Origin of the sequence: Bradyrhizobium sp. CB1717, assembly GCF_029714325.1 — a bacterium.
In the GTDB taxonomy this organism is placed as follows: domain Bacteria; phylum Pseudomonadota; class Alphaproteobacteria; order Rhizobiales; family Xanthobacteraceae; genus Bradyrhizobium.
Genome location: NZ_CP121666.1, coordinates 5,396,140 through 5,408,908, shown reverse-complemented (window position 1 = coordinate 5,408,908; position 12,769 = coordinate 5,396,140). Strand labels below are relative to the sequence as shown.

Annotated in this window: 17 protein-coding genes and 2 pseudogenes; 11 read left to right on the top strand and 8 right to left on the bottom strand. The window is 65.3% G+C overall.

Annotated elements, in window-relative coordinates; all coding sequences use genetic code 11:
• Positions 1-50: 50 nt before the first annotated feature.
• Positions 51-329: a hypothetical protein gene (locus tag QA649_RS25765; protein WP_026312244.1), complete on the top strand. Its 279-nt coding sequence runs from the start codon at positions 51-53 to the stop codon at positions 327-329.
• Positions 330-348: 19 nt separating this feature from the next.
• Here QA649_RS25765 and QA649_RS25760 read toward each other — a convergent pair.
• Positions 349-605, bottom strand: a pseudogene (locus QA649_RS25760) (DUF3551 domain-containing protein).
• Between the two features lie 148 nt (positions 606-753).
• Here QA649_RS25760 and QA649_RS25755 point away from each other — a divergent pair.
• From QA649_RS25755 to QA649_RS25745, 3 genes are all read left to right on the top strand, one after another.
• Positions 754-933, top strand: a complete 180-nt coding sequence (locus QA649_RS25755) for a hypothetical protein (RefSeq protein WP_283019650.1) — start codon at positions 754-756, stop codon at positions 931-933.
• Positions 934-1,066: 133 nt separating this feature from the next.
• Positions 1,067-1,387 carry a hypothetical protein gene (locus QA649_RS25750; protein ID WP_283026097.1) on the top strand — a complete coding sequence of 107 codons (321 nt, stop codon included), beginning with the start codon at positions 1,067-1,069 and terminating at the stop codon, positions 1,385-1,387.
• Positions 1,388-2,428: 1,041 nt separating this feature from the next.
• The gene (locus QA649_RS25745) at positions 2,429-3,199 is read left to right on the top strand and encodes a hypothetical protein (RefSeq protein WP_283019649.1); all 771 of its coding nucleotides are present in this window, start codon (positions 2,429-2,431) and stop codon (positions 3,197-3,199) included.
• 26 nt (positions 3,200-3,225) lie between these two features.
• On the opposite strand, the gene QA649_RS25740 is transcribed toward QA649_RS25745, so the two are convergent.
• The 3 genes from QA649_RS25740 to QA649_RS25730 all read right to left on the bottom strand — a co-directional run bounded on the left by QA649_RS25740 (position 3,226) and on the right by QA649_RS25730 (position 4,993).
• Positions 3,226-3,795: a TetR family transcriptional regulator gene (locus tag QA649_RS25740; protein WP_283019648.1), complete on the bottom strand. Its 570-nt coding sequence runs from the start codon at positions 3,793-3,795 to the stop codon at positions 3,226-3,228.
• Positions 3,795-4,139 carry a multidrug efflux SMR transporter gene (locus tag QA649_RS25735; protein WP_018644652.1) on the bottom strand — a complete coding sequence of 115 codons (345 nt, stop codon included), beginning with the start codon at positions 4,137-4,139 and terminating at the stop codon, positions 3,795-3,797. The genes QA649_RS25740 and QA649_RS25735 overlap by 1 nt, the downstream gene beginning before the upstream one ends.
• 188 nt (positions 4,140-4,327) lie before the next feature.
• Positions 4,328-4,993: a class I SAM-dependent methyltransferase gene (locus tag QA649_RS25730; RefSeq protein ID WP_283019647.1), complete on the bottom strand. Its 666-nt coding sequence runs from the start codon at positions 4,991-4,993 to the stop codon at positions 4,328-4,330.
• 97 nt (positions 4,994-5,090) lie between these two features.
• On the opposite strand from QA649_RS25730, the gene QA649_RS25725 reads away from it, so the two are divergent.
• The 3 genes from QA649_RS25725 to pdxY all read left to right on the top strand — a co-directional run bounded on the left by QA649_RS25725 (position 5,091) and on the right by pdxY (position 7,337).
• Entirely contained in the window at positions 5,091-5,735 is a 645-nt protein-coding gene (locus QA649_RS25725; RefSeq protein ID WP_283019646.1) for a TetR family transcriptional regulator, read from the top strand.
• A gap of 93 nt (positions 5,736-5,828) precedes the next feature.
• Positions 5,829-6,470: an FMN-binding negative transcriptional regulator gene (locus QA649_RS25720; RefSeq protein WP_283019645.1), complete on the top strand. Its 642-nt coding sequence runs from the start codon at positions 5,829-5,831 to the stop codon at positions 6,468-6,470.
• A 48-nt stretch (positions 6,471-6,518) separates the two neighbouring features.
• The gene (gene pdxY, locus QA649_RS25715) at positions 6,519-7,337 is read left to right on the top strand and encodes a pyridoxal kinase (protein WP_283019644.1); all 819 of its coding nucleotides are present in this window, start codon (positions 6,519-6,521) and stop codon (positions 7,335-7,337) included.
• 4 nt (positions 7,338-7,341) lie between these two features.
• On the opposite strand, the gene QA649_RS25710 is transcribed toward pdxY, so the two are convergent.
• Complete coding sequence (locus QA649_RS25710) at positions 7,342-8,637, bottom strand: hypothetical protein (RefSeq protein ID WP_283019643.1); 1,296 nt, start codon at positions 8,635-8,637, stop codon at positions 7,342-7,344.
• 254 nt (positions 8,638-8,891) lie between these two features.
• Between QA649_RS25710 and QA649_RS25705 the strand changes: the two genes are divergently transcribed.
• Positions 8,892-9,095 (top strand): hypothetical protein, encoded by a 204-nt coding sequence (locus QA649_RS25705; RefSeq protein WP_283019642.1) that lies wholly within the window; start codon positions 8,892-8,894, stop codon positions 9,093-9,095.
• A 150-nt stretch (positions 9,096-9,245) separates the two neighbouring features.
• Positions 9,246-9,494 (top strand): hypothetical protein, encoded by a 249-nt coding sequence (locus QA649_RS25700; RefSeq protein WP_283019641.1) that lies wholly within the window; start codon positions 9,246-9,248, stop codon positions 9,492-9,494.
• Between the two features lie 462 nt (positions 9,495-9,956).
• On the opposite strand, the pseudogene QA649_RS25695 reads toward QA649_RS25700, so the two are convergent.
• Positions 9,957-10,336, bottom strand: a pseudogene (locus tag QA649_RS25695) (helix-turn-helix domain-containing protein); the annotation flags it as partial.
• A gap of 128 nt (positions 10,337-10,464) precedes the next feature.
• Between QA649_RS25695 and QA649_RS25690 the strand changes: the two are divergent.
• Together QA649_RS25690 and QA649_RS25685 are read left to right on the top strand one after the other, a co-directional pair.
• Entirely contained in the window at positions 10,465-10,881 is a 417-nt protein-coding gene (locus QA649_RS25690) for a nuclear transport factor 2 family protein (RefSeq protein WP_283019640.1), read from the top strand.
• Between the two features lie 65 nt (positions 10,882-10,946).
• Positions 10,947-11,867, top strand: a complete 921-nt coding sequence (locus QA649_RS25685; RefSeq protein WP_283019639.1) for a DMT family transporter — start codon at positions 10,947-10,949, stop codon at positions 11,865-11,867.
• 235 nt (positions 11,868-12,102) lie between these two features.
• Here the strand turns inward: QA649_RS25685 and QA649_RS25680 are convergent, their stop codons facing one another.
• Entirely contained in the window at positions 12,103-12,453 is a 351-nt protein-coding gene (locus QA649_RS25680) for a zinc ribbon domain-containing protein YjdM (RefSeq protein ID WP_283019638.1), read from the bottom strand.
• A gap of 110 nt (positions 12,454-12,563) precedes the next feature.
• Complete coding sequence (locus QA649_RS25675; protein WP_018644642.1) at positions 12,564-12,737, bottom strand: hypothetical protein; 174 nt, start codon at positions 12,735-12,737, stop codon at positions 12,564-12,566.
• Between the last annotated feature and the right edge of the window lie 32 nt (positions 12,738-12,769).

Below are 12,769 nucleotides of genomic sequence, written 5' to 3'. Positions count from 1 at the left end.
CCCAAAGATGCAATCATCCACTCGGGGCAGCGGGGCACGGGAGGATGACGATGAGACAGAGCCAGGCGGAGACGCGCCGCCAGAATGTCGCGAAGCGGTCGATGACCAAAGAGGCCAAGCAGCTGGCCGGCCTGATCGCCGGACTGCGCAAATCGCTCGATGGGATTCACAAGGAACGGATGAGCACAAAGCTGACCGGTGCCGAGATGGGCATGCTCGACGAGCGCCGCAACAATCTGCTGCTCACCATTGCAGCCCTCGACGACCGTCTCTCGGCGGTGCAGGGGCTGATCGATCTCGGCCGTCCCCACATCATCCGCGTCCACTGATCGGGGCACGGACCTAAGGCTATCGGTTTCGTCGCGGCGGCGACGAGGCCAGGCTTCGCTGCCTGCTCTGGGTGGCATAGGGATTGGCGAAGCACTGCGCGGACTGCCCGGAGGCCGTCGCGGCGCACTGCGCGATCGTCGTAAAACTGCAATTGCTGTCGTCGATGTGTAGACCTCGATGCAGACGGGATAGCGCGGATCGTAGGTCTGCGCCGCTGCCGGCGCGCCAGTCGAAGCGATGCCGAGAAAGCCCGCGACAAGCTGAATCGCATTCATGATCGGGCGCGATCAACCTCCGTCGGCCCGCCGGAGCCAAGCACAATGCTGCCTGCGGATGGCACCAAATTGCCACGCTCCCGGCGAATTGCCGCCAAAGCCCGCTGCCACGAGGGGGCGGGTTCAGGGCAACGCAAGGGGATGCGCATTGGCCTACAAAATGGTCGCAGAACGCGACAATGCGAAGTACAGTTTTGCCCGCGAGAGCCGGCTGCTCATCGTGGCGAAGGCAAAGGTGTGGGTGAGCGAGGGCTGGCAGGTCGTCATCACCGATCAGGACGGCAAGGCCTACGCGCCATCCGAATTCGATCAGTTGCTGGCGGCGTGACCGCAGCACGGGAACTCTAGAGTTTTGACGCGTTTTCTTGACGCGAACCGGTCATCCGCTTCGCTTGAAAACGCTCTGGGGGACGACGTTGATATCGCTATTCCAACCGGGGCGCGGTTTCATGGCGCCCCTGATGATTCTTGCCGCGGCCGCCGCACTGACGGCGACGGTTGCCTCCGCGCAAAACCTCGATGCCGGCAAGTCGCCCGAGAAGCTGTTTGCTGACGGTTGCTCGACCTGCCATCGCAGCCCGCGCGGCCTGGCCAAGGGGCGCTTCAGCCTGACGCTGTCCTGGTTCCTGAAGGACCATTACGCAACCAGTTCCGACTCCGCCAAGGCGCTCGCCGCGTATCTGGAGTCGGTCGATGCGCCGCCGCCGCGGGCCGCGGGCAAGCCTGGGACAAAGCCGCCCAAGTCCGCGCCGCGTCCGCCCAAGCCGGTGACCCCGCAATAGTCACGGCCGGGGACGATCCCGCGCATTTGCGCTTTCAATCAAAGATAGAATGAGATTGTAGGTCCCGCCGAGAGGTGGTATTAACCTAAAGTAGTTTTGATATAGAAAGCAACCGAGGCGCCCCGCAGGGCAAATCTCGGAATTTGGTCGCACATCACATTTGAGCTCGGCGAGGGCGGGGCGGTTGAGCTCGCATCCGTGAGGACCTCCCATGAAGCGTTGGCAGTCTTTGGCCCTGACGTCGCTCGCGTTCGCTGCGGCGATGCTGGCAGCGCCGTTGCGGCCGGCCGCGCAGTCGCAGTCACCGCAAGCGGCGCCGCCCTATATTCCGCAGGCCAAGTTCTGCGCCAACGGCACCGGCGGGCTGTGCTCCATCGTGCCGGCCTATATCGGCCCTGATCCGGGCCTTGCGGAAACACAGGGCTACAACGGCCTTTACGGCCAGCCGCCGCAGAGCGAGAAGGCGGACGTGCAGTCGCCGTTCGACAACATGGCTTGGCAGATGTTCGTCGCACTCAACTGGGTGGCGAGCGGCGTCAAGGAGCCGGCGGCGCAGGGACTGACGCAGCCGGGCCGGCGGGTCTGGCAGACCTATCCGACGGTCTCTTCGCTGTTCGGCAACGCGCCAGTCATCGCCGGCTGCCCGCAGGCGCTGGCGCTTCCGATCTTCCATATCGGCTCGAACGGCAAGGGCCAGCCGATGCCGAACAATGAAGAATATCTGCAGGCCGCAACCAACAAGCCGCTGATCGACGTCAACGGCAACTGGACGCTGTTCGAGCGGCGTGTCAACGAGATCGAGGCGCAATATCTGCGCGCGCCCGGCGGACAGAAGTCGCAGACGCTACGACCAGCGCGGGCCAACAAGAGTTCATCAAGAAAAATCCTGGCGGCGCCGACTTCACGTCGTCGGCCACGGTCCCGGACGGGACCAATGGTTCGATCGAGATCAAGACGTCCTGGCGCATCCTCGATCCGTCCAAGGACGATCCGTCGAAGTTCTTCACCCAGAACATCCTGCTTGCGGTGTCAGGCGATCTCGTGCGCGATGGCCGTCCGTTCTGCCGCAGCGAGCGGGTGGGGCTCGTCGGCATGCACATCCTCCAGCGCAATCCGCTGGACAAGACCAATCCGGCGCTGCGGCCGCAATGGATCTGGGCGACGTTCGAGCATGTCGACAACGCGCCGCTCGCGAACGCGCCCTGCAACGTCGCGGATGGCTGCGGCACCGACAAGGCCACGAACTGGATCAACCAGCCGAGCTGCGGGCCCGCGAGTCCCGCCCCGGGCGCGCATTTCTCGTTCTTCAACACCGGCGCGCCGTCGAGCCTCGGCACCAATATCTCGCCGCAATCGCCCGGCGTCAGCAAGACGACATTCCCCTGGAACCCGCGCAAGCCTTATGCGCAAGGCGGCACCACCAGCGCAACGGCGCAGCCGCAGGCCGTGCGGTGCTGGCGGATCTACCCGACGACGAGCACCCTCAACGAGCAATGGCGGATGGCGCTCGGCTCACTCAAGAGCGTGTTCGGGAATTACATGCTGGTCGGCACGCAATGGGGCGGCAATGTCGAACCTCCGACCCCGCCAAATCCGATTCCATCCAACGCCGTGCCGGGCATGCTGTCCAACATGACACTCGAGACCTACATCCAGAATTATCTGAGCAATGGTCCCGCGGGTCCGGGCTCATGCGTCAGCTGCCACAACTTCGCGACGCTGGTCGATGGCAAGACCTCGGCGAATTTCAGCTTCCTGCCGGGGATCGTAGAACCGGCATCGCTGCGTGCGAAGATCAGGACGGCGCCGTGAGGTCTTTGTAACGGATGAAGTAAGCGCTACGCTCGCCGGTAGGTCTGCGCGATCAGCCGGTCGTGCACGGCGCGCAAGTCGGCGCTCATGCGCGTCTGTCCCGTCGTGACAAAGGTCAGCCAGGCGCCGTCGGCCGCGAGGCGCACGATGTGCAGCTCGGGCGTGCCGTCGGTGGCGCGGTGGCGCTTCAGCCGGGCCTTGATCCAGTCGTTCCAGAGCCGGCGCAGCGACGGATCGGTCACGACGACCATGCTCAGCGCTGCCCATGGCGTGGTGAAGCCGAAGGCCTTGCCGGTGAACACGGCGTTCACATAGGCGCGCGTAAAACTGCCGCGAGGCTTGGGATCGGCTTCGATGGCGGCGTCGATCTCGGCATCGACGCGGGCGAGCAGGTCGGCGAACAGGCCCTCGATCAGGGCCTGCTTGCTGCCGAAGTGGTGAAACAGCCCGCCCTTGGTGACGCCGGCCGCCGCCGCCACCGCCTGCACGGTGACGCCGGCGACCCCATGGTCCATGGCAATGGCCGCGGCGTGATCGAGCAGGGCGCGCCGCACCTGTTCGGGCTGCTTGGCGCGGGTATAGGCGCTTCCCGGCATCAATGCACCGTCGTCTCCGAGAACAGGTTGATGATCACGACCCCCGATACGATCAAGCCGATGCCGACGAAGGCCGCGGCGTCCAGCATCTGCCGGAATAGCACGAAGGAGACGGTCGCGGTCAGGATGATGCCAACGCCGCCCCATATCGCATAGGCGATGCTCAAGGGGATCACCCGGATCGCGACCGAGAGCGCATAGAACGATGCAACGTAGAACAGCACCATGGCCAGCGTCGGCCAGGGGCGCGTGAACTGCGCGGACTGCTGCAGGAAGGCGGACGCAGTGACCTCGAAGACGATGGCGAGGGCAAGCGCTGCGTAGGCATTGAAGGCGGAAGTCATGTCGGGGCTCAGGCATGGCGGCAAGAAAGATACCGCGCGGTAGGTATGTTTAGCATGCGGAGCGCGGCTTTTGACGTCAACCATTATCACGTGTCAGTGACGTGCCTGCGACACGTCGGGAACACACTGAAGCCGCCGCGCGGCGAATCGTGCGGCGGCTCCAGCTTTTGCGGCGGTTCGGGGCGGCGCTAGTCGATCCGCACGGACAGTTCGACGTCTTCGGCGAATGGGGTCGACATGTAGCCGCTGCCGGACGCGCGCATCCGCGCCAGATAGTCGGGGCTGTCGTCGGCGTTGTCGGCGACGATGATCGCACCCGGCCTGAGATGGCCTTCGATCAGATCCAGGATCTCGGGGTAGAGCGCCTTGGCGCCGTCGAGCAGCACGAGATCGATCGTATCAGGCAGATCGGCACTGAGCGTTTGCAGCGCATCGCCCTCACGGATTTCGACGAGGTCGATCAAGCCGCCGGCCGACAGGTTTTCCCGCGCCCGCGCGGCTTTCGACGGCTCGAACTCGCTGGTGATGAGGCAGCCGCCGCCATTGTCGCGCAAGCCTGCGGCAAGGTGCAGCGTCGAGATGCCGAACGAGGTGCCGAACTCAACAATCGCCTTGGCGCGGGAGCTGCGGGCCAGCATGTAGAGCAGCACAGCGGTCTCGCGCGAGACCGCGAGCGGGGCGTCCTTCAGGCGACCATAGAGATCGCGGTAGTCGGTCTTGCTCCGCAGCATCCGGGCCTGCTCGGCATCGGACAGATCCGCGACGGCTGCGCGCGTTGCGCCGCTTGCGGCCTCGGCCTCGCGGAAGAGGCGATCCAGTAGCGGCGTGAGCGATGTGATGGTGGGGGTGGTCATTCGAGGTCTCCGGAGTTGGCGGCGAAAGGTGTGCTTGCGCGGAAGCTGAAATACGACTAATTCGTCGCATTCGCTATTCGCATTGCCCAAGGGTGCCATGGCCGATCGCCGAAGCCGTTCAGTTTCCTCACGAAAACAGCCGCAGCAGGCGCGCTCCACGGAGCTCGTGGCGGCCATTCTGGATGCGGCTGTTCAGGTCCTGGCGAAGGAGGGCGCGCAGCGTTTCACCACGGCGCGGGTGGCGGAGCGGGCCGGGGTGAGCGTCGGATCGCTCTATCAATACTTTCCGAACAAGGCGGCGATCCTGTTCCGCCTCCAGAGCGACGAGTGGCGGCGCACGAGCGACATGCTGCGCGGGATCCTCGCGGACGGTGCGAAGGCGCCGCCGCTGCGGCTGCGCGCGCTGGTCCACGCCTTCATCCGCTCGGAGTGCGAGGAGGCCGCGATCCGCACCGCCCTCAGCGACGCCGCTCCGCTCTATCGCGATGCGCCGGAAGCGCAGGACGCGCGGGCTGCCGGCAAGGAAATCGTCGCGGCGTTCATGCGGGAGGCGCTGCCCAAGGCAACGGACGCGACGCGCGCGCTCGCCGGCGAATTGATCACGACGACGCTGAGCGAGGTCGGCAAGAGATTCTCGGAGGCCCCACGCAGCGAGGCGGAGATCGCGCGCCAGGCCGACGGACTGGCCGACATGTTCTGCGCCTATCTCGGCGAGCTTGCGCGGCGCCGGAATCAGTCCTGACATCGGGGTTTGCGGCCCAATATCGTTTCTGATTTCGGCGCATGATGGGTTAGCCTTGCCTCGTTCTTCGTCGAGCCAATCGAGCGCCGCGCCATGCATGTCCTCCGTCCCCAATTCCGCATCGAGGCGCAGGCTGCGCTGGAATTCGCAGGGCAACGCGGCTTCGGTGTGGTCGTCGCCGCGGATGAGCACGGGCCGCGGGCCTCGCACGTGCCGTTCGTGCTGGAGCAGCGCGACGGGCAGGTGATCGTGCAGATCCATCTCACCGCCAGGAATCCGCTCGTTCCGCTGGCGGATGGCGCGCGGCGATTCCTGCTGATCGTCGCCGGCGACGACGCCTACATCTCCAATGACTGGTATGCCTCGCAGGACAACGTCTCGACCTGGCTCTACGAGGCCGTGCACCTGTCGGGCGTGGCGCATCTGCGCGGGCTGGACGAGAACCGCGGACACGGCGATGCGCTGCTCGCGGTTGCCGAGGCGCGTTTGCCGAAGCCGCCCTGGGACCTCGCACGGATGGAGCCGGAGAAGCGCGAGAGCATGCTGGCGGCGATCCGCGTCATCGATCTCGTGGTCGATACCGTCGAAGGGCAGGCCAAGCTCAACCAGCACAAGAGCGATGCGGATCATGTCGCGGTCGCGGGTCGGCTGGCGCGGTCGCTGGAGACGGGGCATCGTCGGCTGGCGCGGAAGATGCAGGCGCTGCGGCCGGGGCTTGGGTACGATTTTTCGTGATCCGGGTTGCGCTTGCCTTGCACCGCAATTGACCTTACGGACCTCCGCATGCTCGTCATCTCCATTCAAAGCCAGGTGGTCCACGGCCATGTCGGCAACAGCGCGGCCGCCTATGCCATGCAGGCGGAGGGCGTGAACGTCGCGGCGGTGCCGACCACGCTGCTGTCGAACCATCCGCGCTATCCGAGCCTGCGCGGGCGGGTGCTGGAGACCGAGCTCGTCGCCGATCTCCTGAAGGGCGTCGAGGAGCGCGATCTTGTCGACGAGGCCGCGGTGCTGGTGACCGGCTATCTCGGCTCGCCCGGCAATGCAGCTGCCGTCGCCGATTTCGTCGAGCGGGCCCTGATCCGCAATTCCAGGCTCATCTATCTCTGCGATCCCGTGATCGGGGACGATGGCCGCGTCTATGTCGCCGACGGCATCCTGGACGTGGTGCGGCACCGGCTGCTGCCGGCCGCGAACCTGACGACGCCGAACCAGTTCGAGCTCGAGCTGCTGTCCGGCCTCACGATCGCCGATACGCAGGGCCTGCGCGCGGCGTGCACGGCGCTCGCGGGCGAGGGCCGCATCGACGTCGTTGCGACCGGCTGCACGCTTACTGACACGGCTGACGGGCAGATGGAGACGATCCTTTGCTCGGACGGCCAGCTGTCACGCTTTGCAACTCCGCGACTGCCGATCCGTCCCTATGGCACCGGCGATCTGCTCACCGGCCTGATCGCAGCGCATCTGGCCAAGGGCAAGGCGATGGAGGCCGCGGTGCGGCTTGCGGTCGAGACCATCTTTGCCGTGCTGGTGCGTACGCAAGAGGCCGGCACGGCCGAGATGCGGCTTGTGCCGCTGCCCTCAGTTGGACGCAAGCCGTAACGGCTCAGGTCGCGCGCTTGCTGGCCGATTGCGCCGATTTCTGCGCCCTGGCCGGGCCCTTCTGCTCGCGCGCGGCTTGCGCCTTTGGCAGCTTGGCATGCGCTAGGGCCCGCGCCTTCTTCGGCTTGGCGCTGGCGACGTCCTTGCGGTCCGCCGTGCCGCGCTTCGAGATATATTCTGCACCGTCGATCGGGCCGACATGCGGCGGATCGCGGCCGAGATAGGGTCGGCCGATGCCGTACGCCTTGCCGTTGGCGTCGACCCATTTCCACAACACTTCGGTCGAGACCCAGCGCTGCGCGCGGTTATTGCCCTGGGTGCTGACGATGTCGGCCGCCATGCCGTGGCCATAGCCGCCGCGCGTGCTGCCGCCGTGATAGGAGCGGTCGGATGCGGCCTTCAGGCCACTCGCGATCGATTGGCGATAGTCGTCGCGGAACGCGCTGGTGATGCCCGGCGACAGGCCGGCGGCTTCGGCGGCGAGCAACGTGCGGAATAGTTTCCGCTTGAAACTCTTGTCCATGCCGCCGATGACGTAGTCCATCATCGACATGTTCGCGTGCTCGGCCGCCTTCGGATCCTTCCAGCCGAAATCCTCGTCGACCAGTTTTGTGAAGCTGCGCATCACGGTCACCATCTTGCCCTTGCGCTTGACAGTGACGGCGCGACGCTCCTGCACCTTGATCGAGTCCTCCTTGGCCGTGCGCTGGTAGAGCGCCCAGAGATAGCGGTCGATGCAGGCGTCCATGACGAAGCATTCGTCGAGCACGGCGATGGTGTCGGCAGGTGGTGACGGCTTGCTCGCTGCGGGCGCCGGCCCGGTCGCGAGAGAAGCGGGCGACAATGCGTCCGTGGTCACGATCTCGGCGGGATCGGCCGAGGCGAGCTTGACGGGCTCCGGCGCCGGCGCGGCCTCGCTGGCGGCGGGCGCGGGCTCTGGCAGAATTTGTGGCGCGGGCGGCTCGCTCGGCAGGACCAGCGCCGGATCGGCGGAAGCGAGCTTGACGGCGGGGGCGGGCACTTCGGGCGCCGCTGCCTCGGTGACCACCGGAGCCGGCGTCGCGGCTACGGCGGCGGCGATGTCGGCAGTCAGCGCAATGCCATCCTCGATCGTCGCAGCGCGCGGAACGTCGGCGAGATCGAGACGGCTGAGGTCTTTGGCACGCGAGATTGCGGCCGCGTCGGCGCCGCTGTTCTCGATCACGGCAGGGGCATAGGCGGACAGAGAGAGCGCTAGCCAGCCGGCCATGACGGCCGAGGGGCACGCGACCGCCACCAGAAGAGACCGCCGATCATTCATGATCCCTGCCTCCAAACGGTTCTGCCCGAACCAGTCTGGTCGGACAGTCTTGCACAGAAAGGCACGCAGCACGTCAATTGTTCGGGGGACCGTGTGGCGGCGCAATGGCGCAAATCGGCGAAAGGGGGCTTTTTGGGGGAAGTGTGGCCTGGGAGACACGCGCGGGTTCCATTGGGTTCTACGAGCCTGACTTCGATAAATACGAATCGGACGTCTTGCGGCAACTTTCCCAAAGCCGAGCGCGTTGGTCGGCCATGACGCATTCCTCGCTTCGTCCCATGGACGCCTTCGATCCCACCGAGCCCGCCATCCTGCACGATCGTATCTCTGGCAGGATCATCACCTGGACCGCCGATCAGGCTGACGACTATCGGTTGGCCAGCCGCCTTCGCGGCGACGGGACCGTGGCCTGGAAGACCTATGTCTTCGACGGCTGGGGCGACGTCCTCGGTGGCTGACCCGCCGAATCAGAGAATTCGTCCAAGACATTGGGCGCGTTAAACATATTGCCATGCGCAGGGCGCGATGTTGCGTTGCAACGGTGCATATCGCAATGCAGCAAATCAGGCTTAGATGTGCTCCGAAACTTTCCTTCTGGAGCATCACCAATGAACAAGAAGACTTTGTCGATCGCAGCCGCCGTCCTCGCCATCGCGGGCTCGACTGCCACCTTCGCCGCAGAGCTGCCGGCCTATGAGGCCAATGGCATTCCGGCTTCGCCCCTGCAGGTTCGCGTGCTCGGTGCCAACAAGGTCGAGCAGCAGGTGTCGGCGCCCGCAACCAGCGTGACGGCGCTGCAGGCCAGCGTGCTGGCCCCGCGCCACGTCAAGACCGCGACGGTGGGATCGGCCCGCTAAGCTTTCGCGACCAGCACGGTGCGGACGCATCGTGCCTACCGCAAGATTCGGGTTTTAAGAAGGCCTCGTATCGGATTCGAACCGCGCTTCCATCGGGAGCGCGGTTTTTCTTTGTGGCAGGCAGCCGCGCGTTTTGTGCGTTTGTGCGCGGATCGAGAAGCAGTGACTGAAAAAAGAACGCGCGAGCCGAGCGTTGTGTACGGCGGTTCAAGACGCGTGTGATCTTCTTAATAGTTGTTTCGCAGATCGCGGCGCCTGATGCGCGCGCCGCATATTGAGCGGCCAATTCTGGAATCATACTGGAGGTCGTTCATGCCCGTTGCGCAAAAAGTCGTTGTTGCCACGACGTCGACGCGTGAATTCATTCTCAGGCAGCTTGCGCTGCTTTCGGCCGCCGCGCTGTTCGTGTTCGTGCTGAGCCTGACCTACGGCCTCGATCTCAGCCCCGGCTTTTTCTGATGGGCTACGCTTCGATGAGCGCAAGCTCGTCGGCGAGCGGCCGTAGAGCTCGGCGAAGCTGGCGTTGAAGCGGCGCAGGCTGCCGAAGCCGGCCTGGAACGCGATCTCCGTCATGGTGTGATCACCGGCATCGAGCAGGCGTTTTGCGCGCTGGACGCGCAGTGTCTTGGCGAGCTGCTGCGGTGTCGCGCCGACATGCCGCTCGAACAGCCGTGCCAGATGCCGCGAGGAGATGCATAGACGACGTTGCGCGTCAGCGGCTGCTTGGCCGGACACACGGGACGGCAGTAGATGCCCGTCGTCTTCACCGCGGTGAAGAAGCGGCCGTCATAGCGGGGATCGCGGCGCAGGCGCGCGGCGTTGCAGACATCGAAGCTCAGCATGGCCGGATCATAGCGCAGACCTGCGCACGCGGAAGGGCTGCGGGATGACCGAGTCCGATTGTGGCGAGCCGCAATTCGCATCGCGGCCTAGAAGGCAGCTCTCATCTCAATGCATCGGAGAGCCCGCCGTGACCAGCCCTAGGGACGTCGTACTGAACGCCTGGAAGACCTTTTCATCGCGCGATGCCGAACGCATTGCCGCGCTGTTCACCGACGATGCCGAATGGATCGCGCCGAAGTGCAACGCCACCGCGGTCGCGCTCGATCATACCGATCACATGGTCGGGGCGCGGCAGATCGCGCGGTTCATCGCGCAGGAGATGCACAAGCTGTTTTCCGAGGTCGATATCGCCTTTCGCGGCGTTCATGCCGACGGCGACGTCGTGATCGTGGAGGAGCGGATGCGCGCGATGCTTCCCAGCGGCAAGCCGTACGAGAACGACTATTGCTTCGTGTTCACCGTGGCGGGCGAGCGGATCCGCGAGGTGCGTGAATATATGGACACGCGCAAGGGATGGCGGATGGTGTTCGGGGAGGGGGCGTGAGTTGCGTGCCAGCCTTGCAGCCATGCGGGTTGAGCCGATGCCCCCACTGACATAAGGCTTGATCCATGGATCAGCGGACGAGCGGCGCTGACGCTCTCACTCAGAAGGACGATGCGGCACCTGCGCTTCTCGGCGTGGTCTGCGGCCTGTCGGCGGCGCTATTCTGGGCACTGGGCTTTGCCGGTACGCGGCATGGGCTCAAGGTCGGCTTCACGCCGGTCGATCTGCTGGTGCATCGCTATGTCTGGTCGGGCATCGCGTTCCTGCCGCTGGTAGCGCGCGCCGGCATCTCCGATCTCTGCGGCATCGGCTGGGGCAGGGGCCTCGTGTTGATGGTGCTCGGCGGCCCCGTGATGTCGCTGATCTCCTACACCGGCTTCCTGTTCGTGCCGCTCGGCCATGGCAGCGTGATCCAGCCGTCCTGCGCCACGCTTGGCGGCCTCTTGCTCGCAGCATTGATCCTGAAAGAGCGGATCTCGGCCTCGCGGCTCGCCGGCGCCATCATCATCGTCGCCGGTCTCGGCGTGATCGGCGCGGAATCGATCGGCCATATCGGCGCCGAGGGCGTGCAGGGCGATCTGATCTTCGTGCTGACCGGATTGATGTTCGCCGGCTTCGGCGCGGCGCTGCGGCACTGGCGCGTCTCGGCCGTCTCGGCCGCGCTCGTCATCAACGTGCTGTCGCTGTTGCTGCTGCCGCTCTACATCGCCACCGGCGGCCTCGCTCCCGTCGTGGCGATCGGCCTGTGGGAGAACGCGATCCAGGCGCTTGCGCAGGGCGTGCTCGCAGGTCCCGCCGCGCTCTATCTGTTCGCCGTCTCGGTGCAGCGCCTCGGCGTCGCCCGCGCCGCGGTGTTTCCGGCCTGCGTGCCGGCACTGACGCTGCTGACCGGCTGGCTGCTGCTCGGCGAGCCGCCGACGCTGCTGCAGACGGCCGGGCTCGTGACGGTGTTGTGCGGATTCTATCTGGCGCAGCGGCAGCGCTAGGCCGACCCCGAAAACGGGAAGGCCGCCCCAGGGGGCGGCCATTCAAGTCTCAAGCAGCAATGCAATCCAACGCGTCTTCTACAAGCCAGCCCCGGGTTGAAAAAAATAGCTACGCGATACAAAAGCCTCCCCGGCAGAAGCCAGATTACATATTTTTCCCGATTGGATAAGGGGAATTGTGTGTTCCACGGCAGGAACCGGCGTTAGCGTTACCGCGACCGGCCCCGCCCGGTGCTCAGGCCTTCCTCACGAACTCCGATTTCAGGTTCATCGCGCCGATGCCATCGATCTTGCAGGCGATGTCGTGGCCGTCGCTGGCGTCCTGGAGGCGGATGTTGCGCACCTTGGTGCCGCCCTTCACGACCGAGGAGGAGCCCTTGATCTTGAGGTCCTTGATCACGATGACGCTGTCGCCGTCAGCGAGCACATTGCCGTTGGCATCACGCACGCCTGCATCCGGCGCCGTGTCGGTAGCCGCATCCGCCGCACCGCTCCACTCGTGGCCGCACTCCGGGCAGACCCAGAGGTCGCGGTCCTGATAGGCGTGCTCGGAGCTGCACGCAGGGCATTTCATGGTGTCGGTCATGTCTGTCTCGTTCAAAGCTTCGTTCGCGGCGCGACCGTAGGGGCGGGAACCGGGAAAGCAAGCGAAAGCTGAAGGATGGACCGGGCCGGTCGTCGCCTGCCGGTGCGATATCACCGGAACAGCGCCACGAAGATCACGTAGAGCCAGCCCAGGATGCCGTGGATGATCGCCCACAGGATCGAATGGTTGTTGGTGTAGGAGATCGCGATGGCGAGCGCCGAGCCGAAGCCCACGCCGTATTTCGCACCCTCGACGCGGACGCCGTAATAGCGGTTTCCGTTCATGGTGATCCTTCCTCGCGGATTGCGATGACGCG